Origin of the sequence: Actinokineospora guangxiensis (genome assembly GCF_042657845.1) — a bacterium.
Lineage (GTDB): Bacteria > Actinomycetota > Actinomycetes > Mycobacteriales > Pseudonocardiaceae > Actinokineospora > Actinokineospora guangxiensis.
In genome coordinates this window covers 648,255-671,835 of sequence record NZ_JBHSKF010000002.1, presented here as the reverse complement: position 1 = coordinate 671,835, position 23,581 = coordinate 648,255, and the positions used below count along the sequence as shown (strand labels likewise).

Sequence of the window (23,581 nt, the reverse complement as noted above, 5' to 3'; positions counted from 1 at the left end):
TCCTGTTCACGACCTGAGGTCCTGTTCGAGTTCGTCGATCTCGTCCTGCGACAGCGCCACCAGCGGCATGTCCGACGGGGTGGCCCCACCGCCGCCCTCGGCGCCGCAGAGCGCGTCGAGGGCGCCCAGCCACGCCAGCACCAATTCGTCCACATCGGACCGGGACAGCGCGGTGCGCGCCCAGGTGCACTTGAGCACCAGGCACGGGCCGTCCTCGATCGCCGCGCCGATCTCCAGCGGGTGCGCCGGGCCCAGCGCGGCGTCGGCGCCGCCGCGCAGGCCGGTGAGCGGCGCCCAGTCGCCGCCCCGCGCGCCGGTCTGGGTGCGGCCGAGGTAGGTGAAGCCGATGTCGGGTCCGGGCAGGGCGGCCAGGACCGGCGCGGTCTCGGGGTTGGCGTAGCGCAGCAGGCCGTAGCCCGCCCCGCCGCCGGGCACCGCGCGCACCTGCTCCTTCACGGCCTTGATGGCGGCATCCGCGGCGCCCGCCACACCGCCGAGCACGGCCGCCGGGTCGGCCACGGCGACCCGCACGGGGTGCAGGGCGGTGAACCAGCCGACGGTGTCGGCGGTGTCGGCGTCGGTCCGGCCGTGGGTCTCGCGGTCCACGGTCAGCCCGCCCGGCCGCCCGGGGGCCAGCGCGATGGCGAGCCCGGCCAGCAGCACGTCCTCCACGCTTGCCCGGTAGGCCGCGGCGGCGGCCTCCACCGCGGCGGTGCGCTCGGCCGTCAGCTCGACCACGGTCCGCTCGACGCCCGCGGCGGTCACCTCGGCCGCGCGGCCGAGAAGCGGGTCGGTGCGCTCCAGCACGGCCTGCCAGTGGGGCAGTTCGGCGAGGGTGTCCGGGGCGGTCGCGAGCGCGTCCTGGCGCAGTGCCCACGCCAGGTAGGGCAGGCAGTCCGGCTGGGGCTCGGACGGGGGCGCGGCGAGGTCGGCGAGCAGGACCCGCCACGACACCGCGTCCACCGCCAGGTGGTGCACGAGCAGCGCGACGGCACTGCCATCGTCGCTGCCACCATGGCTGTCACCGTGGCTGTCACCGTCGCCGTCGTCGAACAGCACGGCCCGCACCACGATCCCCGAGCCGGGGGCGAGCAGGTCGCGCGCGGCGTCCACCTCGCGCTCGATGATCCGCTCCCGCGCCTCGCCCGAGGTCCCGGAGATGTCCACGCGGCGCACGAGGTCCTCCGCGCGCACCGCTCCGGCGGGCGGGATCTCCACGACCGCGCCCGGCAGCAGGCGCAGCCGCAGCGCGTCGTGGCGGTCGAGCAGGCCTTGCAGGACCTCGGCGAGACCGCCCGCCGTCAGGCCTTTCGGCGCCCGCAGCAGCATCGACTGGTGGAAACCGTCGGCCGGCCCGCCGAGGCCCGCCAACCAGCGCATGATCGGCGTCGCGGGGGCGGTCCCGGTGCGCGGCGCGGCGGGCTCGGGCACCACCGGGTCGGCCGCCTCGGCCACAGCCGCGACGGTGCGGCACTCGAACACCTGGCGGGTGGTGAGGACCAGGCCCGCCTTGCGCGCCCGGCCGACCAGCTGGATGGCGACGATGCTGTCGCCGCCCAGGTCGAAGAAGCTGTCGTCCGCGCCGACCCCCTCGACGCCGAGCACGTCCTGGAACAGGCCCGCGACCACCCGCTCGGCCTCGGTCGCCGGAGCGCGCCCGGAGCCGTCGGCGGCGAAGTCGGGGGCGGGCAGGGCGTTGCGGTCGAGCTTGCCGTTCGGCGTGCTGGGCAGGGCGGGCAGCACCACGATCGCGGCGGGGGCGAACCACGCGGGCAGCCGCTCGGCCACCAGTGCCCGCACCCCGGCCTCATCGATACCGCTCCCGGCCAGGTACGCCACGAGCAGGCGCGAGCCGGGGCGGTCCTCGCGCAGGACCGCGACCGCGTCCCGCACCCCGGGATGGGTGCGCAGCACGGCCTCCAGCTCACCGGGCTCGATCCGGTGCCCGCGCACCTTGATCTGGTCATCGACGCGGCCCAGGTGCTCCAGCTCGCCGTCGGCCGACCAGCGCACGAGGTCGCCGGTGCGGTACATCCGCTCCCCCGGCGCGCCGTACGGGCAGGCGGGGAACCGCTCGGCGGTGAGGCCGGGCCGGTCGAGGTAGCCGCGGGCGAGCTGCCTGCCCGCCAGGTACAGCTCGCCGGGGGTGCCCGGCGCGACCGGACGCAGCGCGCCGTCGAGCACGTAGGCGCGGGTGTTCCAGATGGGCTTGCCGATCGGCGGCGCGCCCGCGCGGCGGCCGTCGTCGTGCCACGCGGTGGCGTACACGGTGGCCTCGGTCGGGCCGTAGATGTTGGCCACCCCGGCCCCGGGGACCCGGGCGCGGACCTGCTCCAGCAGGTCGGCAGGCACGGCCTCGCCGCACAGCCAGACCGCGGGCGCGGACAGCACGGGCCCCTCGGCGAGCACCGAGCCCAGCGCCGAGGGGACCGCGCTGAGCAGCCGTCCCGACCACGCGCCCGGGTCGTCCACCAGAACCCGCAGGTCGGCCACGACGTCGATGTGCCCGCCGCTGATCAGCGGGGCGAACATCTCGAACACCGAGACGTCGAACCCGGCCGAGGTCGAGGCCAGCACCCGCGCGGGCCGCTCGCCCAGCTCGGCCACGGCCCAGCGGGCCAGGTTGGCCGCCGCGTCGTGCGGCACCAGCACGCCCTTGGGCCTGCCGGTGGAGCCGGAGGTGTAGATCAGGTACGCCGGGTGCTCGGGCCGCAGGCCGACCGGGCCGGGGTCGGTGGCGGGCCGCTCGGCGGTCGCGGCGGGGTCGAGGAGCAGCACGTCGTGGCCCGCCGCGAGGTGCGCGGTCGAGGCGTCGGCGACCACGGTGACCGCGTCCGCGTCGGCCAGGACGAACGCCACGCGCTCGGCCGGGTAGCCGGGGTCCACCGGCAGGTAGGCCGCGCCGGACTTGAGCGTGGCGAGGATGGCCACGACCAGGTCGGCGCCGCGCGGCAGGCAGAGCGCGACGTGGCGCTCGGGCTCGGCGCCGCGGCTGATCAGCAGGTGGGCCAGGCGGTTGGCCCGCCCGTTCAACTCGGCGTAGGTCAGCTCGACCCCGTCCGAGGTGACCGCGGGCGCGGTCGGGGTCGCCCGGACCTGCGCCTCGAACAGCTCCACCAGGGTCGCCGGGGCGAGCGCGCGGTGGGTGCGGTTCCAGGTGTCGAGCACCCGCGTCCGCTCGGGCCCGGTCAGCGGCGTGAGCGCGGCCACCGGCCTGCCGGGGTCGCGGGCCACGGCGGCCAGCAGGTCGAGCAGCCGCGCGCCGATGGTCCGCGCTTGAGCGGTGGTGAGGACGTCCGGGCGGTGGCTGAGGGTCAGCCGCATCCGCCGGGCGTTGGCCGCGGCGAGCAGGGTCAGCGGGTAGTGGGTTGCGTCGCGGCTGTCGGCGTTGACCACCCGGACCCCCCTGCCCCTGCCGCCAGTGCCATCGGTGCCGTCGGGGCCACCGGGGACGTCGAGGGTGTCGGAGTCCACGGGGTAGTTCTCGAACAGCAGCAGGGTGTCGAACAGCTCGCCGACTCCGGCCAGCCGCTGCACCTCGGCCAGGCCCAGGTGCTGGTGGGCGATCAGGTCGGCCTGGTCCTGCTGGAGCCGGGCCAGTGCGTCGCCCACCGGCTCGGCCGGGTCCAGCGCCAGCCGCACGGGCACGGTGTTGATCAGCAGGCCGATCATCCCGGCCACCCCGGGCAGGTCGGCGGGCCTGCCGGAGACGGTCGCGCCGAAGGTGACGTCGGCGCGGCCGGTGAGCCAGCCGAGCAGCACCGCCCACACGCCCTGCACGACGGTGTTGACCGTGAGGCTGCGGCCTCGGGCGAAGGCGTGCAGCGCGGTGACGAGGTCCTCGGGGACCTCCACGTCGACGGTCTCGGGCAGGGTGGGGTCGCCGCTCGCGCCGGGCGCGATCAGCGTCGGTCCCCCGACCCCGGCGAGCGCGGCCCGCCAGGCCGCCTCCGCAGCACCGCGGTCGCGGGCGCCCACCCACTCCAGGTAGTCCCGGTACGGCACGACCGGGGCGAGGTCGTCCGCGCCGCCGTAGAGGTCCAGCAGCTCCGAGACCAGCAGCGGGCGGGACCAGCCGTCGAGCAGGATGTGGTGGTTGGTCAGCACGAGCCGGTGCCGCTCCGGCGCGAGGCGGACCAGGATCGCCCGCAGCAGCGGCGGGGCGGCCAGGTCGAACGGCGCGAGCCGGTCGCGCTCCATGACCGCCTCGGCCTCGGCGACCGGGTCCTGGGCGGCGGACACGTCGAGTTCCGACCACGGCACTCCGACCTCGCCCATGACCACCTGGACGGCGGTGCTGACCCGGTCGAAGGCGAAGCCCGCGCGCAGGTTCTCGTGCCGGTCCACCACCGCCTCGACCGCGCGGCGCAGGGCGTCGGCGTCCAGCTCGCCCTCGAAGTCCAGCGCCATCTGGACGTTGTAGACATCGGTGCCGCCGTGGGCGGCGTGGAACAGCAGCCCCTGCTGAAGCGGTCCGAGCGGCAGGATGTCGGCCAGCGCCGGGTAGGCGGCGGTGAGGTGGTCGATGTCGTCCTGCGGCAGGCCCGCCAGCGCGAAGTCCGAGCCGCTGCGCCCGTCGGAGCCGCCGCGGCCCGCGTGCGCGACGATCTCGCGCAGCGCCGCCAGCCACGACTCGGCCAGCGCGTCGACCTCGCCGTCGGCGAAGAGGCCGTCCGGCCACGACCAGGTCGCGACCAGCACCGCGCCGTCTGGTCCATCCTGTGTGGACGCGGTGACCGAGAGCGCCTGGCGCACGGGCGTCTTGGGGTCGCGGTCGGCGGGCAGCTCGACGTTGAGGATGCCCCAGTCGGCGGCGTCGGACTCGGTCGAGACGGCGAAGCGGCCGAGGTAGTTGAACCCGATCTGCGGGGCGGGCAGGCCCGCCAGCACCGCCGCGGTCTGCGGGTTGAGGTGGCGCAGCATCCCGTAGCCGATCCCCTTGCCCGGGATCGCGCGCAGCTGTTCCTTGACCCGCTTGAGCGCCGCGCCGACGTCGCCGAGGTCCCCGTCGGCCCCGACGGGCCCCGGGTCGAGGCGGACGGGGTAGCGGGTGGTGAACCAGCCCACCGTGCGCGAGAGGTCCGCGCCGGTGCCGATGTCCTCGCGGCCGTGGCCCTCCAGCTCCACCAGGACCCCGGGGGCGGTGACGCCCTTGCCCGCGCGCATCTCGGCGACGGCGAGGGCCAGCGCGGTCAGCAGGACGTCGTCGACGCCCGCGTGCAGCGCGGCGGGCACCGCGCCCGCGAGGGGTTCCGCGTGCTCGGCGGGTAGCGACACGGTGACCGAGCGCAGGGTGCCCGCCTTGGCGGTGGCCGGGTCGACCGGCGTGCCCGCCAGCAGCGGGTCGGGCGCGGACAGCAGGTCCATCCAGCCGGACAGCTCGTCCAGCCGGTCGGGGGCCGTGGCCGCGGCGGACAGCTGCTCGGCCCACTCGCGGAACGTCGTGCCCACCGGGGCCAGGCGCGGCACGCGCCCGGCGGCGACGGCCTGCCACGCCTGGTCGAGGTCGGGCAGCAGCACGCGCCAGGAGATGCCGTCGACCACCAGGTGGTGGATGACGAGCAGCAGGCTGCCGGGCTCGGCGGGCCCGCGGTCGAACCAGACCGCGGCGACCATCCGCCCGGACTCCGGGGCCAGCCGGTTCTGCGCCGCGACGGCCTCAGCGTGCACCAGGGCGGGCAGGTCGTCGGCAGCGGTGGCGTCCACCGCGGTCAAGACATCGGTCGCCGGGACGGCGCCCCGCTCGGGCACCTCCAGGCTCCACACGTGGTTGCCGACCCTGCGCACCAGCTTCATGCGCAGCGCGTCGTGGTGGTCGAGGACGGCTTGCAGCACCGCGGCCAGCGACGATTCGTCGGCGCCCGCGGGGGTGCGCAGCACCAGCTGCTGGCAGTAGCGCCGGATCGGGCCGCCGCGCTCACGCGCCCAGTGCACGATCGGGGTCACCGGCACCTCGCCGATACCGGCGTCGGAACGGCCGTCGGACTCTTCCAGGTACTCCCCCGCGGCGGCGGCCAGGGCGGCCGGGGTCTTGTGCCGGAACACCTCGCCCGGGGTGAACACCAGGCCCGCGGAGCGCGCCCTGCTCACCAGCTGGATGGAGACGATGCTGTCCCCGCCCAGGGCGAAGAAGTCGTCGTCGGGGCCGACCTCGACGCCCAGCACCTCGGCGAACAGCGCGCACAGGCGCTCCTCGGCCGCGCCGATCGGCGCGCGCGCCGCCGGGGTGGCGACGCGCACCGGCTCGGGGAGGGCGGCCCGGTCGAGCTTGCCGTTGGGGGTCAGGGGCAGGCTGTCGAGCAGCACGATGTCGGCCGGGACCATGTAGTCGGGCAGCAGTTCGGCGAGGTGGGCCAGCAGGTCCGCCGGTGTGCCGTCGGTGACCGCGTAGCCGATGACCCGGGAGCCGTGCACCCGGACGCCCGCCTGCCGCACGGCGGGGTGGGTCAGCAGCGCGGACTCGATCTCGCCCAGCTCGATGCGGAACCCGCGCACCTTGACCTGCTCGTCCACGCGGCCGGCGTAGACGAGCCTGCCGTCGCGCGTCCACCGCGCGAGGTCGCCGGTTCGGTACATGCGCGCCCCGGCCGGGCCGTAGGGGTCGGCCACGAAGCGCTGCGCGGTCAGCGCGGGCTGGTTCAGGTAGCCGCGGGCGAGGCCGTCGCCTGCGATGTACAGCTCACCGACCACGCCCGGCGGGCGCAGGCCGAGCGCGGAGTCGAGCACGTAGAGCCGGGCGTTGGCCTGGGGCCTGCCGAACGGCACCGGGCCGGACTCGACCTCGTCGCCGGGCTCGATGACGAACTCGGCGCAGTTGACCGTGGCCTCGGTGGGGCCGTACACGTTGCGCACCCGGACGTCGGGGTGGCGGGCGCACCAGGCCGACAGCGCCTCGCTGGTCAGCGCCTCGCCGCCGAGCAGCAGCTCCCGGGTCGGGGAGAAGTCCTCCGGCAGCTGCGCCAGCAGCGGCAGGTGGCTGGGCGTGGCCTTGATGAAGTCCACACCGGACTCCACCAGTCGCCGCGCCGCGGGGGTGTCCTCCAGCGCCGAGAGCACGACCCGGCCGCCCACGACGAGGGGGGTGAACAGGGCGGTGACGGTGAGGTCGAAGGACAGCGAGGAGTGCACGAGCACCGATCCGGCCGCGGCGCGGTACTCCGCCGAGGTCCACACCAGGTAGTCCACCACGGACCGGTGCTCGACCACGACGCCCTTGGGCCTGCCGGTCGAGCCGGAGGTGTAGATGACGTAGGCGGCGTCGGCGGGGTCGGTCGCCCGACCGCGCTCGGCGTCGGTCACGTCGGTGGTGGCGTAGCGGCCGAGGTCCTGGCCGTCGAGCATCAGCACGGGCGCGCATCCCGGCGGGGTCGCGCCGCGGGAGGCGAGCACCAGGGCGGCTCCGCTGTCGGCGACCATGTGGGCCACCCGCTCGGCCGGGTACTCGGGGTCAACCGGCACGTAGGCCGCGCCCGCCTTGAGGACGGCGAAGATCGCCACCACGGCCTCGACGGAGCGCGGCAGCATCAGCGCCACGGTGTCGCCCGCGCGCACGCCGTGCGCGATGAGCAGCCGGGCGACCTGGTTGGCGCGGGCGTTGAAGTCCGCGTAGGACAGTTCGGCGTCCGCGTCGACAACGGCCGTGGCCGTCGGGTGGCGGCGGGTGGCGGCCTCGATCAGCCGCGGCACGGTGGTGGTCGGGACGGCCCATTCCGGGCCTGCCCAGTCACCGAGCAGCGCGCAGTGCTCCAGCGGCGTCAGCAGGTCCACCGAGGAGATGGCGGCGTCGGGGTCCTCGGCCATCCCGGCCAGGGTCAGGGCCAGCCGCTCCACCAGGCCCTCGACCGTGGCGCGGTCGAACAGGTCGGTGCTGTACTGCACGAGTCCGCGGATGCCCGCCGCGGAGCCGTCGTCGGCGAAGCGCTCGGTGACGTTGACCGACAGGTCGTACTTGGCCGCGCCGAGGCCGACGTCGAGGGGCTCGACGTCCACGCCGCCGAAGTCCAGCGCGGCGTCGGCGTTGTTGTCGAAGACCAGCGACACCTGGAACAGCGGGTGCCGGGCCAACGACCGGACCGGGTTCAGCGCCTCGACCAACCGCTCGAACGGCACATCCTGACGCGCGTAGGCGGCGAGGTCCACTTCCCGGACCCGGCCGACCAGCTCCCGGAAACTCGGGTCGCCGGAGGTGTCCACCCGCAGCACCAACGTGTTGACGAAGAACCCGACCAGGTCGTCGAGGGCCTCGTCCGTGCGGCCCGCGACCGGCGAGCCGATCGGGATGTCGGTGCCCGCGCCCAGCCGGGTCAGCAGCGCGCAGAGCGCGGCCTGCAGCACCATGAACGGGCTGGCCTGGCAGTCCCTGGCGACCTCGGTCAGCCGCTGGTGCAGCTCGGCGGGCAGCTCCAGCCACACCTCGTCGCCGCGGCGGCTCATCTCGGCCGGGCGCTGCCGGTCCACCGGCAGCGCCAGCTCCTGCGGCAACCCGGCCAGCTTCTCCTGCCAGTACGCCACCTGCTCGCCCAGCGCACCCCCATCACCGGAACCGAGCACCCGCCGCTGCCACAGCGCGAAATCCGCGTACTGCACCGGCAACGGCGACCACGCGGGCGCCCGGCCGCGGCTGCGCGCGGCGTAGGCGGTGGACAGGTCCCGGCCCAGCAGCGCCGATGACCACCCGTCGCCCGCGATGTGGTGCATGACCACCAGCAGCACGTGCTCGTCCGGGGCGAGCGCGAACAGCGACGCGCGCACCGGCAGGTCGACGGCGACGTCGAAGCCCCGGCCCGCGGCCTCGGCCAGGGTGGCCGCCAGCGCGCCGGGCTCGACCCGCGACTCGGTCCAGTCCAGCCGCACCTCGGCGGCCGGAACCACGTGCTGGCTCGGCGTGCCGTCGACCTCGGGGAAGACCGTGCGCAGGCTCTCGTGCCTGCCGACGACGTCGACCAGGGCGGCGTGCACCGCGGCGACGTCGACGCCGCCGGTGAGCCGCAGCGCGACCGGGATGTTGTAGGCGCCGGACGCGCCGTCGAACCGGTTGAGGAACCACACCCGCCGCTGCGCGAAGGACAGCGGAAGCACCTCCGGCCGCGGCCCGGCCACCAGTGGCGGCCGCGCCGTGCCGCCCGCGGCGCCGGCCACGAGCGGGAGCAGGCCTGCCACGGTCGGGTGCTCGAACAGGTCGCGCACGGCCAGCTCGGCCGCGAAGGCGCCGCGCACGCGGTTCACCAGGCGGGTGGCCAGCAGGGAGTGCCCGCCCAGGGCGAAGAAGTCCTCGTCCACGCCGACCGAGGGCAGGCCGAGCACCTCGGCGAAGAGCCCGCACAGGATCTCCTCCTGCGGGCCGCGCGGCGCCCGCGCCGTCCCCTGGGCGCGGGGCCGGGGGGCGGGCAGTGCCGCGCGGTCGAGCTTGCCGTTGGGGGTCACCGGGAGTTCGGCCAGGAGGACGACGTCGGAGGGGACCATGTAGTCCGGAAGCGTGCGGGCGACGTGCGCGCGCAGCTCGTCCGGGTGGACGTGCTCGCCCGCCACCGCGTAGCCGACGAGCCGGTCACCGCGCAGCGCGGCACCCGCCTGGCGAACCTCGGGGTGCGCGCGCAGCGCGGCCTCGACCTCGCCCAGCTCGATGCGGAACCCGCGCAGCTTGACCTGGTCGTCAGCGCGACCGGCGTAGACGAGCGCGCCGTCCGCCGTCCAGCGGGCGAGGTCCCCCGAGCGGTACATGCGCTGCCCGACCGGACCGTAGGGGTCGGCCACGAAGCGCTGCGCGGTCAGCGCGGGCTGGTTCAGGTAGCCGCGGGCGAGGCCGTCACCGGCGATGTACAGCTCGCCCACCACGCCCGGCGGCACCAGCCGCAGACCGGCGTCGAGCACGTAGAGCCGGGCGTTGGCCTGGGGCCTGCCGAACGGCACCGGGCCGGACTCGACCTCGTCGCCGGCCTCGATGACGAACTCGGCGCAGTTGACCGTGGCCTCGGTGGGGCCGTACACGTTGCGCACCCGCACGTCCGGGTGTGCGGCGCGCCAGGCGCGCAGCATCTCGCCGTTGAGGGCTTCCCCGCCGAGCAGCAGCTCCCGGGTCGGGGAGAGCGCCGCGGGCAGCTCCTCCAGCAGGGCGAGGTGGCTGGGGGTGCCCTTGAGGAAGTCCACACCGGACCCGACCAGCCCGGCGGCGGACTCCGCCAGCGGCGAGAGCACCACCCGGCCGCCCGAGACGAGCGGGGTGAACAGCGCGGTGACGGTCAGGTCGAACGACAGCGACGAGGCCACCAGCACCGACCCGGCGGCGGCCGGGTACTCGGCGGCGGTCCAGGCCAGGTAGTCCACGACCGAGCGGTGCTCGACCACGACACCCTTGGGCAGTCCGGTCGATCCGGAGGTGTAGATGACGTACGCGGCGTCGGCCCCGCTGATCGGGCGTCCGCGCTCCGCGTCGGTCAGGTCGCCCTCGGGCAGGCTGGCCTCCACCAGCGCGGCGTCGGGGAGCACGAGCGAGCAGGCGCTGTCGCCCAGGACGTGGGCGACGCGCTCGGCCGGATAGGCGGTGTCCACCGGCACGTAGGCCGCGCCCGCCTTCAGCACCGCGAGCATCGACACGACCGTGTCGACCGTCTGCGCTGCCATCAGCGCGACCGTGTCGCCGACGCGCACGCCGCGGGCCAGCAGTGCGCGGGCACGCCGGTTGGCGAGGGCGTTCACCTCGGCGTAGGTGAGGGTGCGGCGGCCGTCGGTGAGGGCGACCGCCAGCGGGGTGCGGGCGGCCTGGGCCTCGACCAGGGCGGGGACCGACTCCGCGGCCACCGGCCGCGACGGGCCCGCCCAGTCGTGCAGCAGCGCGCGGCGCTCCCCGAGGGACACCACCTCCACCTGGCCGATCAGGATGTCCGGGTCGGCGGCGACGGTCTCCAGCAGCGCGAGGAAGCGCCGCACGAGCGCGGCGGCGGTGGGGGCGTCGAAGAGGTCACAGCTGTACTGGACGAATCCGGACAGGCCCGCGGGCGCGCCGTCCTCGGCGTGCTCCTCCGCCAGGTGCAGCGCGAGGTCGTACTTGGCGGCGGAGACCTCGACCGGCTCGTCCGTCGCGGTCACGCCCGGCAGGTCCAGTGCGCTGTCGGGGTTGTTGTCGAAGACCAGCGACACCTGGAACAGCGGGTGCCGGGCCAACGAACGGACCGGGTTCAGCGCCTCGACCAACCGCTCGAACGGCACATCCTGACGCGCGTAAGCCGCCAGGTCGACCTCGCGGACCCGGCCGACCAACTCCCGGAAACTCGGGTCGCCGGAGGTGTCCACCCGCAGCACCAACGTGTTGACGAAGAACCCCACCAACTCGTCCAGCGCCTCGTCGGACCGACCCGCGACCGGCGAGCCGATCGGGATGTCGGTGCCCGCGCCCAGCCGGGTCAGCAGCGCGCTGAGACCGGCCTGCACGACCATGAACAGGCTGGACCGGCAGGCCCGCGCCACGGCCGCGAGCCGCTGGTGCAGCTCGGCGGAGACCCGCACCGGCACCTCCGCGCCCCGGCCGCTCATCACCGCGGGGCGGTGTCGGTCCACCGGCAGCGCCAGCTCCTGCGGCAACCCGGCCAGCTTCTCCTGCCAGTACGCCACCTGCTCGCCCAGCGCACCCCCGTCACCGGAACCAAGCACCCGCCGCTGCCACAGCGCGAAATCGGCGTACTGCACGGGCAACGGCGACCACGCGGGCGCCCGGCCCGCGCGGCGGGCGCGGTAGGCCTGCGACAGGTCCTTGCCCAGGACCGAGGAGGACCACCCGTCGCCCGCGATGTGGTGCAGCAGCACCAGCAGGACGCGGTCGTCGCCGACGGTCAGCAGCTCGGCGCGCACGGGCGCCTCGGCGGTCAGGTCGAACCCCCGGCCCGCCGACTCGGCCAGCGCCGCGCCGAGGTCGGCCTCGGCGACGGTGGAGGTCGACCAGTCGAGGGTGAACTCCGCCGCCGGGATCACCCGCTGGCAGGGGACGTCGCCCACCTCGGGGAACACCGTGCGCAGGCTCTCGTGGCGCGCCACGACGTCGTCCAGCGCGGCCTTGAGCGCGGTCTCGTCCACCTCGCCGGTGAGCCGCACGGCGACCGGGATGGTGTAGGCGCCGGACGCGCCGTCGAACCGGTTGAGGAACCACACCCGCCGCTGCGCGAAGGACAGCGGGATGAGCTCCGGGCGCGGCTGCGGGCGCACCGGTTCGCGGGTGGCCGCCCCGGCGACGACCTCGGCGGCCAGCCCGGCCACCGTCGGCGCCTCGAACAGCCTGCGCACCGACAGCTCGACGGAGAAGGTCGCGCGGATGCGGCTCAGCAGCCGGGTGGCGAGCAGCGAATGCCCGCCCAGGGCGAAGAAGTCCTCGTCCACGCCGACCGAGGGCAGGCCGAGCACCTCGGCGAAGAGCCCGCACAGGATCTCCTCCTGCGGGCCGCGCGGCGGGCGCGACCCGACCGCGGTCTCGCGGCCCGGCTCGGGCAGCGCGGCGCGGTCGAGCTTGCCGTTCGGGGTGCGCGGGAAGTCCTCGAGCACCACGACGTCGGCGGGCACCGCGTGCTCGGGCAGCCGCGCGGCGAGCGCCTCGCGCAGCGCCGCGGGGTCGACCCGGTGGCCCGCCACCGCGACGACGTAGCCGGTGAGCCGCTGGTCGCCGGGCCGGTCCTCGCGCACCACCGCCACCGCCCGCGCCACCGCGGGGTCGGCGGCGAGCGCGGACTCGACCTCGCCCAGCTCGACGCGGAACCCGCGCAGCTTGACCTGGTCGTCGGCGCGGCCGAGGAACTCCAGCTCGCCCGCGGGCGTCCAGCGCACCAGGTCGCCGGTGCGGTACATGCGCGACCCGGCCGGGCCGTGCGGGTCGGCGAGGAAGCGCTCGGCGCTGAGCCCCGGCCTGCGCAGGTATCCCCGCGCCACGCCCGTCCCGGCGACGTACAGCTCACCGGCGACGCCGGGCGGGGCGAGGCCGAGCGCGCCGTCGAGCACGTACGCCGCCGTGCCGTCGATGGCCCGCCCGATCGTCGGCACGCCCGAGGTCAGCGGGGCGCTGACGGTCGCGCAGACGGTGGTCTCGGTGGGGCCGTAGGCGTTGATCATCCGGCGGCCGGGTGCGAACCGGGCCACCAGCTCCGGCGGGCACGCCTCGCCCGCCACGACGAGGGTCATGCCCGCGGGCAGGCCGTCGTCGGGCAGCACGGCCAGCGCGGACGGGGTGAGGGTGGCGTGCGTGACGCCGTGCTCGGCCAGCAGGGCGACCAGCTCGGGACCGGGCGCGAGCCGCGCGGGCGGGCCGAGGACCAGCGCGCCGCCCGCCAGCAGCGCCATGATCGTCTCCCAGAACGCCGCGTCGAAGCTCGGCGAGGCGAACTGCAGCACCCGGCTCTGCCCGCTCAGGCCCAGGTGGCGGATCTGGGCGGCGGACAGGGCGGCGACGCCGCGGTGGGTGACGACAACGCCCTTGGGCTTGCCGGTCGAGCCGGAGGTGTAGATGACGTACGCGGGCGCGTCCGGCACCGCGTGCACCGGGAGCTGAGCAGCGTCGGCGGTGGAGTCGAGGGCGGCGCGGGTGGCCGGGTCGTCCAGGAGCACCTGCGGCGTGTCGTGGGCGGGGAGGGCGGCGGCGGCCTCGGCGGTGGTGAGCAGCAGCGCGGGGGCGGCGTCCGCCAGGATGTGGCGCACGCGCTCGGCCGGGTAGGCGGTGTCCACCGGCACGTAGGCCGCGCCCGCCTTGAGGACGGCGAGCATGGCCACCACCTGCTCGGGCGAGCGGGGCACGGCCAGGGCCACCAGGCGCTCCGGGCCGGTCCCCAGCCCGACGAGGTGGCGGGCCAGGCGCTCGGCGCGCGCGTCGAGTTCGCGGTAGGTCAGGCTCACGCCCTCGAACAGCACGGCGGTGCTGTCCGGGGCGGCGGCCACGCGGGCGGCGAAGAGGTCGGTGACGGTCGCCGCGCGCGGCGCGGCGGGGCCCTCGGCGACCAGCCGCCGCCGCTCGTCGGGCAGGACGACCTCCAGCGCGCCGAGCGGCAGACCAGGAGTGGTGACCATGGCGGAGAGGATGGCGAGCAGCCGGGCGCCCATCCTGGTGACCGTGTCGGCGTCGAGCACGTCGGAGCGGTAGTTCAGCAGCAGCCGGAGCCTGCCGTCGTGCAGGTGGGCGTTGAGGTTGAACGGGTAGTGGCCGCCGTCGCGGGACTCGACGTCGCCGAGGCGAAGCCCGCCGGGCAGCTCGGCCAGCCCCGCCGCGTCCACCGGGTAGTTCTCGAACACCACGGCGGTGTCGAACAGGGCGTCCGCGCCGACGACGCGCTGGATGTCGGTCAGGCCGAGGTACTGGTGCGGCAGCAGGTCCGCCTGCTCGGCCTGGACGCGGGCGAGGGTGTCCAGCAGGGACGCGGCCGGGTCGAGCCGCACCCGCACCGGCAGGGTGTTGATCAGCAGGCCGACCATGCGGTCGATGCCCGGGATCTCCGGCGGCCTGCCCGAGACGATGGTGCCGAAGACGACGTCGGCGCGGCCGGTGAGCCTGCCGAGCAGAATCGCCCACGCGGTCTGCACGAGGGTGTTGACGGTCAGCCCGTGCTCGCGGGCGAGGGCGCCCAGCGCCGTCGTGACGCTCGCGTCGACCTCCTCGACGACCTGCCGGGGCCGCAGCCCGTCGCCGACGGGCGCGGTCTCGGCCAGCAGCGTCGGTCCCTCCACACCCGACAGCGCGTGCCGCCAGGCGGCCTCGGCGGCGGGCCGGTCCTGGCGGTTCAGCCAGGCGAGGTAGGCGCGGTAGGGGACGGCCGGGGGCATGCCGGAGGTGTCGCCTCGGGTGCCGTACAGCTCGAACAGCTCGCTGATGAGCACCGGGGTGGACCAGCCGTCGAGCAGGATGTGCTGGTTGGTGAGCACCAGGCGGTGGTGTCCGGCGTCCAGGCGCACCAGCGCGAAGCGCAGCAGCGGCGGGCGGGACAGGTCGAACCTGCGGCTCTGCTCGTCGGCCTGCACCCTGGCCAGCTCGGCGGCCCGGTCGGACTCCGGCAGGGCGGCGAGGTCGATCTCGACCCACGGCAGGACCACGTCGCGGGCGACGACCTGCACCGGGGTGGCGACCTTCTCGTGGATGAAGCCGACGCGCAGGTTGGCGTGCCTGCGCAGCAGCGCGTCGGCGGCGGCGCGCAGGGCGGGGACGTCCAGCGGCCCGTGCAGATCGATGGCGAGCTGGACGGTGTAGACGTCGAGTTCGCGCTCGTCGTAGACCGCGTGGAACAGCAGGCCCTGCTGCAGCGGCGAGAGCGGCAGGATGTCCTCGGAGCCGGGCCTTGTCATCGCGTAGTCCTCCACTCGACTTCCACCAGGTCGATCTCGTCTTGCGATAGGGAGAGCAGCGCCAGGTCCGACGGGCTGTAGCCGCCCGCGTCCGGCGTGCTCGCGTGGTCGAGCAGGGCGTCCAGGGCGCGGAACCAGGTCCGGGCGAGGGCGTCGATCTCGGGCTCGGTCAGCAGACCGGCGGCGTAGGTCCAGTCGGCGGTCAGCCTGCCGTCGGCGCGCACCGCGGCGTTCAGCGTGATCGCGTGCGCCAGCGGGGCGGCCGGGTCGGTGCTGTCGGAGACCGCCGCCGCGCCGGGCGCGAGCGCCCAGTCCGCCGCGTCCGGGCCGCCGCGGCCGGGGTCGACCAGCTCCAGCCTGCCGAGGTAGTTCATGGCGATCTGCGGCCGGGCGCGCAGCTCGGGCGCGGTCACCGGGTTGAGGTAGCGGAGCAGGCCGTAGCCCAGTCCGTCGTCCGGCGCGGCGCGCAGCTGCTCCTTGACCCGCTTGAGCGCGTGGCCGACCGGGTCCCCGCCCGCCCAGAACGCGCGCCAGTCGTGCACCCGCGGGGTGAGCCGCACGGGGTGCACGGCGGTGAACCAGCCGACGGTGCGGGTCAGGTCCACGCCCTCGAACACCTCGGCGCGGCCGTGGCCCTCCAGGTCGATCAGGACCTCGCCCGAGTGTCCGCGACCGTGCCGTCCCCGCCAGTCGACGACGGCGACGGCGAGGGCGGTGAGCAGCAGGTCGTTGATGCCCGCGCGCAGCGATCCTGGCGCGGTGGTCAGCAGGGCGGTCGTGGTGTCCTCGGGCAGCGTCACCGTCAGGGTCGCGGCGGTGGCGACCACGTCGACGGCCGGGTCGAGCGGGCGCGCCCCCAGCGGTGGATCGGGTGGCCGCAGCACGTCGCGCCAGTGCGTCAGCTCTGCGGTGCGCGCCGGGCGGGCGGCTTCCTCGGCGAGCAGACCCGCCCAGGTGCGAAACGACGTGCCGACCGGGTCGAGCTCGCGCCCCTCCCCCGCCGCGGCGAGGTCGGGCAGCAGCACCCGCCAGGACACGCCGTCGACCACGAGGTGGTGCACGGCCAGCAGCAGCAGACCGCGCTCGGGTCCGCGGTCGAACCAGACCGCGCGCAGGACCGCACCCTCGGTCGGGTCCAGTTCGCCCCAGACCCGCCGCGCGTGCGCGGCGACCAGTTCGTCCACTTCGGACTGATCGAGGCCCGCGGCGTCGACCCGGCTGACCAGGTCCTCGACAGCGACCGTGCCGGGCGGGGCCACGACCAGCCGCCAGTCCTGGCCGTCCACCAGCCGCGCGCGGAGCATGTCGTGGCGGTCGAGCACCGCGCGCAGCACCTCGGCGAGCGATCCGGCCGAGAGGGTGGCGGGCGTGGTCACCAGGGCGGCCTGGGAGAAGCGGCCGAGCGGGCCGCCCAGCTCCCGCAGCCAGTGCATGACCGGGGTGGGCGCCAGCTCGCCGATGCCCGCGCCGTCGGCCTCCATCCGCGCGACCCCGGCCTCGGTGGCGACAGCCGCGAGCGCGGCGACCGTCTTGTGCTGGAACACGTCCCGCGCGGTGAACAGCAGCCCGGCCTTGCGCGCCTTGCTCACCAGCTGGATGGAGACGATGCTGTCGCCGCCGAGGGCGAAGAACCCGTCGTGCACGCCGACCGAGGGCAGGCCGAGCACCTCGGCGACCAGCCCGGCCAGCACCGCCTCGCGCGAGTCGCGCGGCGCGGTGCCGTCGGCGGCGGCGAAGACGGGGGCGGGCAGCGCGGTGTGGTCGAGCTTGCCGCTGGTGGTCAGCGGCAGCTCGGGGAGTTCGACGAAGGCCGACGGGACCATGTAGTCCGGCAGGACCCGGGCCGCGCGCTCGCGGACGTCGCCCAGGTCGAGTCCGCCGGAGCCGACGCCGGAACCAACGACGTAGCCGACGAGCCGCTTCGCGCCGGGCGCGTCCTCGCGGATCACCGCGGCGACGGCGGCCACCCCGGGCAGGCCGCCGACGACGGCCTCCACCTCGCCCAGCTCGATGCGGAAGCCGCGCAGCTTGACCTGCTGGTCGGCCCGGCCCTCGTAGCGCAGCTCACCGGAGGCGGTCCACCGCACGAGGTCGCCGGAGCGGTACATGCGCGAGCCCGCCGGGCCGAACGGGTCGGCGACGAAGCGGTGCGCGGTGAGCGCCGAGCGGCCGAGGTAGCCGCGCGCGACGCCGATCCCGGCGATGTACAGCTCGCCGGTCACCCCGGGCGGGGCCAGGCGCAGCCGGTGGTCGAGCACGTAGACGCGGGTGCCGCGGATGGGCGTGCCGATCGACGGCGCCTGCGGTCCCGGCGACAGCGGGCCGCTGGTGGTCGCGACCACTGTGGACTCGGTAGGCCCGTAGGCGTTGACCATCCTGCGTCCCGCCGACCAGCGCCGCACCAGTTCCACCGAGCACGCCTCGCCGCCGACGACCAGCGACCGGAACCGCGGCAGCTGCACCGGCGGGACGCTGGCCAGTGCGGCGGGCGGGACCAGCGCGTGGGTCACGCCGCGCCCGGCGAGCACGTCGGCCAGCACCTCGCCCGCCAGCGGGCCGCGCGGCGGGACCACGATCGCCGCGCCGGAGGGCAGCGCCATGCACAGTTCGAGCACGGAGGCGTCGAAGCTGGGTGAGGAGAACTGGAGGACGCGGCTGTCGGCGCGCACGTCGAAGCGCTCGACCTGCGACGCGGCGAAGGCGGCGAGACCGCGGTGGGAGACCGCGACGCCCTTGGGCACGCCGGTCGAGCCCGAGGTGAAGATGACGTAGGCCAGGTTGTCCGGGCCGAGCCCGGTGGCGGGCGGCGTGCCCGCTTCGGCGGCGACCTCGGCGACCACGGCGGCGTCATCCAGGGTGACGGCGCCTTCGGGCAGCCCCGCCCGGCACTCGGCGAGGGTGAGCACGCGGACCGGGGCGGCGTCGGCCAGCAGGGCGGCGATGCGCCCGGCGGGCTGGTGGGGGTCGATGGGCAGGTAGGCGGCGCCCGCCTTCATCACGGCGAGGGCGGCGACAACGGACTCCACCGACCGGGGCAGCACGAGCGCGACCACGTCCTCGACCCCGACGCCGCCGCGGCGCAGCCAGCGGGCCAAGCGGTTGGCGCGCGCGTCCAGGTCGGCATAGGCGACGACCTCGTTCTCGGCGAGCACCGCGGGCGCCTCCGGGGTGGCGCGCACCTGGTCGAGGACCAGTTCGGGGAACGTCTGCGGGGGCAGCTGCGCCGCCGCGCCGCCGCCGGCGGCCAGCAGGGCCCGCGCCTCGGCCGGGTCGAGCAGGTCGAGGTCGCCGACCGCGGTGTCCGGCCGCTCGGCGACCTGGGCCAGCACGAGGGCGAGCCGGCGCGCGATGGCCTCGGCGGTGGAGTGGTCGAACAGGTCGGTGCTGTAGTTCAGGACTCCGTCAACGCCGCCGCCGGGGCGCTCCTGCAGCAGGAACTCCAGGTCGAACTTGGCGATCCCGGTCTCGATCCCGTACGGCGCGGCGCTCAGCCCCGGCAGGCTCACCACGGCGTCCGGGCCGTTCTCCACGCTCACCACCACCTGGAACAGCGGGTGGCGGGCCAGCGACCGCTCGGGGCTCAGGACGTCGACCAGCCGCTCGAACGGGACGTCCTGGTTGGCCTGGGCGGCCAGGTTGACCTCGCGGACCCGGCGCAGCAGCTCGGTGAACGCCGGGTCGCCCGCGGTGTCGGTGCGCAGCACGACGGTGTTGACGAAGAACCCGACGAGGTCGTCGAGCGCGTCGTCGGTGCGGCCTGCGACCGGGCTGCCGAGCGGGATGTCCTCCCCCGCGCCGAGCCTGGTCAGCAGCGCCGCGACGGCGGCCTGCACCACCATGAACAGGCTCGCCCGGCCCGCCCGGGCCACCTCGGCCAGCCCGGCGTGCGTGGCCGCGTCGACGCCGAACCCGACCCGGCCGCCGCGGTGGCTCACCCGCGCGGGCCGGGGCCGGTCGACGGGCAGGGCCAGTTCCTCCGGCAGGTCGGCCAGCGCCGAGCGCCAGTACCCGATCTGGCGGGCGGCGATGCTGTCCGGGTCGTCCTCGGAGCCCAGCAGGTCCTGCTGCCACAGCGCGTAGTCCGCGTAGTGCAGGGGCAGTTCCGGCCAGTCCGGCGCGGCTCCCCCGCGGCGCGCGGCGTAGCCGGCGGACAGGTCGCGGGCCATCGGCCCCAGCGACCACCCGTCACTGGCGACGTGGTGGACGACGATCAGCAGCACGTGGTCGTCCTCGGAGACGGCGAACAGCGCCGCGCGCACCGGCAGCTCGGCGGCGAGGTCGAACCCGCGGCGGGCCCGCTGTTCCACGGCCGCGGCGAGGTCGTCCTCGGTCACCGCCACCACCGGCAGCGGCACCAGGGCTTCGGCGCTGGGCGTGACCCGCTGCCAGGGCGTGCCGTCGACCTCGGGGAAGACCGTGCGCAGCACCTCGTGCCTGCCGACCAGGTCGGTGACGGCCGCGGCCAGGGCGGCCCGGTCCAGCGGGCCGCGCAGGCGCAGCGCGAGACCGTGGTTGTAGGCCGCGCCCGCTTCCAGCTGGTTGACGAACCACAGCCTGCGCTGGGCGGAGGACAGCGGTGGGCGCTCGGGGCGCGGGCGCGCGCTCGGCCGGGGCCGTGCCCCGGCCGCCCCGTCGAGCAGGGCGGCGACGCCGACGGGCGTCGGCCGCTCGAACAGGTCGCGGATGCCCAGTTCGGCGGCGAACACCGTGCGGACGCGGCTCAGCAGCCGGATCGCCGACAGCGAGTGGCCGCCGACCTCGAAGAAGTTCTCCCCCGGCCCGACCGAATCGACACCGAGCACCTCGGCGAACAGTCCGCACAGGACGTCCACACGGGACGACCGGCCGGCCGCCTCCAGGCTGTCCTCGGCGGGGGTGTGGGGGGCGGTGTCCACCGCGACGAGTTCACCGGTCCAGGTCCACCTGGCCCGACCGCCGAGCGCGCGGGGCGGCGCGCCCGGCAGCAGCGCGTGCGGCTCACCGACGCAGCCGGGCGGCAGGAGCGCGCCGTCGGCGCCCAGGACGACGACGGTCTCCCCGTCCGAGCCCGCGGCGGCGCCCCACCGGTCCAGCCGCTCCCGGTCGGCGGGGGTCAGCGCGTCCAGCTCGGCCAGGGTCGTCTCGGGCGCGGCGGCGACCTGGGCCAGCAGCGCCAGCAGCCGCGCGGTCAGCGCCTCGGCGGTGGCGTGGTCGAACAGGTCGGTGGCGTACTCCACGATCCCGGTGACGCCCCCGGAACCGGGCAGCTCGTCCAGCATGAACTCCAGGTCGAACTTGGCCGCGCCCACCTCCACCTCGTGCGGGCGGACCGCGAGGCCGGGCACGTCCAGGGTGCCGTCCACGACATCCTGGAGGGCGACCATGACCTGGAACAGCGGGTTGCGGCCCAGCGAGCGCGCCGGGTTCAGCACCTCGACCAGCCGCTCGAAGGGGACGTCCTGGTTGGCCTGCGCGGCCAGGTCCACCTCGCGCACCCGGTGCAGCAGGTCGGCGAAGGAGGGATTGCCGGAGGTGTCGGTGCGCAGCACCAGGGTGTTGACGAAGAAGCCGACGACCTCGTCCAGGGCGTCGTCGGTGCGGCCGGCCACCGGGCTGCCCAGGGGGATGTCCTCGCCCGCGCCGTGCTTGGACAGCAGCACCGCCACCGCGGCCTGCACGAGCATGAACAGGCTCGCCTGCCCGGCGCGCGCGACCGCGGCCAGTCGGGCGTGCAGGTCCGCATCGATGGTGAAGCGCACCCGCGCGCCGCGGTGGCTCGCCCTGGCGGGCCGGGGCCGGTCCACGGGCAGCGCCAGCTCGTCGGGCAGGCCCGCCAGCGCCGAGCGCCAGTGCTGGAGCTGGCGGTGGGCGAGGCTGTGCTCGTCGTCCTCGGACCCGAGGAGTTCGCGCTGCCACAGGGCGTAGTCGGCGTACTGGACGGGCAGGGGCGGCCAGGTCGGCGCCTGGTCCGCGCGGCGCGCGGTGTAGGCCGCGGAGAGGTCGCGCGCCAGCGGGACCAGGGACCAGCCGTCGCTGGCGATGTGGTGGACCACCACCAGCAGCACGTGCTCCTCGGGCGTCACGGCGAACAGCGCCGCCCGGACCGGTTGCTCGGTGGCGAGGTCGAAGCCCTGGCCCGCGCGGGATTCCACCGCGCCGCCGAGGTCGGCCGCGGACACCTCGACCACCGGCAGCGGCACCCGCGCGCCCGCGACGACGCGCTGCCAGGCCACACCCCCGTCCTCGGGGAACACCGTCCGCAGCACCTCGTGCCGGTCGACGACGTCCTGCAGCGCCGCCGCCAGCGCCGTGCGGTCGAGCGCGCCGCTGAGGCGCAGGGACAGGCCGTGGTTGTAGACCGCGCCGCCGCCCTCCACCTGGTTGACGATGAGCAGGCGCTGCTGGGCAAAGGACAGCGGGACGCGGTCGGGCCGCTCCCGCCGGGTCAGCGCCCGCCGCGCGCCCGCGGCGCCGTCGAGCAGCGCGGCGATCGCGACCGGGGTAGGCGCCTCGAACACCTGGCGGATGCCCAGCTCGACGCCGAAGACGGACCGGACCCGGCTGAGCAGCCGGATCGCCGAGAGCGAGTGGCCGCCCGCGTCGAAGAAGCTCTCCCGGGGCCCGACCTCGTTGACGCCCAGGACCTCGGCGAACAGGCCCTCCAGGACGCGCACCCGCTCGGTACGCTCGTGCGGGCCGCGGTTCGGGGTCACCTCGGCGGGCTCGGCCTCCGGCTCGCACAGCCGCACCAGGCCGTCGACCGACCACGCGCCGAGTTCCCCGGTGGCGCTGAGGACTCCGTCGCCGTCAAGCGCGTGGACGTCACCGACGCGGCCGGGCAGCGCGGGCGCGCCCGCCGCGGTGAGCACCCGCACCGGGACCCCGGTCTCCGGGTGGCGCGGGAGCACGGCGCGTTCGGCCTCGGTGAGCACCTCGATCGCCCCGATCCGGCCGTCGAGGCCCGCGGCGGCCAAGTCGGCGAGGTAGCGCAGCATCCGGTCGCGGTGGTCGGCGACGGCGTCCGGGCCGTAGAGCGCGGCGTTGGCGTGGAAGTCGACGGCCAGCCCGTCGCCGCGCCCGTCCACCACCAGCGACAGGTCCTCCTCGGGGCCGATCGACACGCTGCGCACGGTCGCCGTCGCGTCGGTGAACGACAGGTCGTAGTCGTAGAGCACCAGGTTCAGCTCCGGGCCCCACACGCGGCGGCGGTCGCCGACCAGGCCGAGGTCGCGGTGCAGGTCCTCGTAGCGGTAGCGCTGGTGCCGCAGCGCGGCGCGCACCTCCCGGGCCGTCGCGCGCACCAGCTCGGCCACGGTCATCGACGGCGACAGCGCCAGGCGCAGCGGGATCGCGTTGGACACCATGCCGGGGGTGCGGCGCGCGATGTCGCTCTGGCGGGCCGCGACCGCCAGTCCGAGCACCACCTCGCGCGCCCCGCTGACCCGGTGCAGGTAGGCCGCCACGCAGGCGAACACGACCACCGGCCACGCGGCTCCGGCGTCCCGGGCCAGCCCGCGCAGTGCGCCCGCCTGGTCCGCCGACACCCGGCCTGCCACTCGTTCGTGTGCGGCGGGCACGGCGGGCGGTCCGCCCGCCAGGGTCACCGGCTCCGGCAGGTCGGCGAACCGCGCGGTCCAGTAGGCGCGGTCGTTCGCGGCGTCCTCGCCCGCGCGGTAGTCGGCGTCGTAGCCGACGAGTTCGGCGAGCGTCCCGAAGCCGCTGTCCGGAACCGGCTCCCCGGTGCTCAGGGCGGTGTACACCTCGGCCACCCGGCGGGTGATGAGCGATCCGCTGTAGCCGTCCAGGATGGCGTGGTGCACCCGCAGGAACCAGGTGTGCGCCAGCGGTCCCCGCTTGAGCAGGGCGAAGGTGAACAGCGGCCAGGACAGCAGGTCGACCGGCTCGCGCGCGCCGGAGCGGACCCACTCGTCCGCGGCGGCCTCCGGGTCCGGCCGGGCGCTCAGGTCCACAATGGTCAGCACGTGGTCGGGAACCGGCTCGACCGCCTGCCGCGGATCGCCGTCGACCTCGTCGAAGCGCAGCCGCAGCGCCTCGGCGTCGGCGACGACCGCGCGCACGGCCCGCTCGAACAGGACGGGGTCGAGCGCACCGGTGATGTCGACCCGCTCGGCGATGCTGTACACCGGGTTCGCCCGCTCGACCTGCTGGGCGAGCCACATGCCTGTCTGGGCGGCGGTCAACGGCAGCCACACGCGGGCGGGTTCGGGCATGCTCATTCCCCGATCGGATTCGGTGGACGCGGCGAACGCCGTGAGTCAAACAACGCCGCGACCAGCCG

Annotated in this window: 2 protein-coding genes; both read right to left on the bottom strand. The window is 75.8% G+C overall.

The genetic code is table 11. From position 1 onward, the window contains the following. Nucleotides 1-6: 6 nt before the first annotated feature. Nucleotides 7-15,303, bottom strand: coding sequence for an amino acid adenylation domain-containing protein (locus ACFPM7_RS06420; RefSeq protein ID WP_378244833.1), 15,297 nt, complete (start codon nucleotides 15,301-15,303; stop codon nucleotides 7-9). Further along, nucleotides 15,300-23,519, bottom strand: a complete 8,220-nt coding sequence (locus tag ACFPM7_RS06415) for an amino acid adenylation domain-containing protein (RefSeq protein WP_378244831.1) — start codon at nucleotides 23,517-23,519, stop codon at nucleotides 15,300-15,302. Before ACFPM7_RS06415 ends, ACFPM7_RS06420 begins: the two co-directional genes overlap by 4 nt. Between the last annotated feature and the right edge of the window lie 62 nt (nucleotides 23,520-23,581).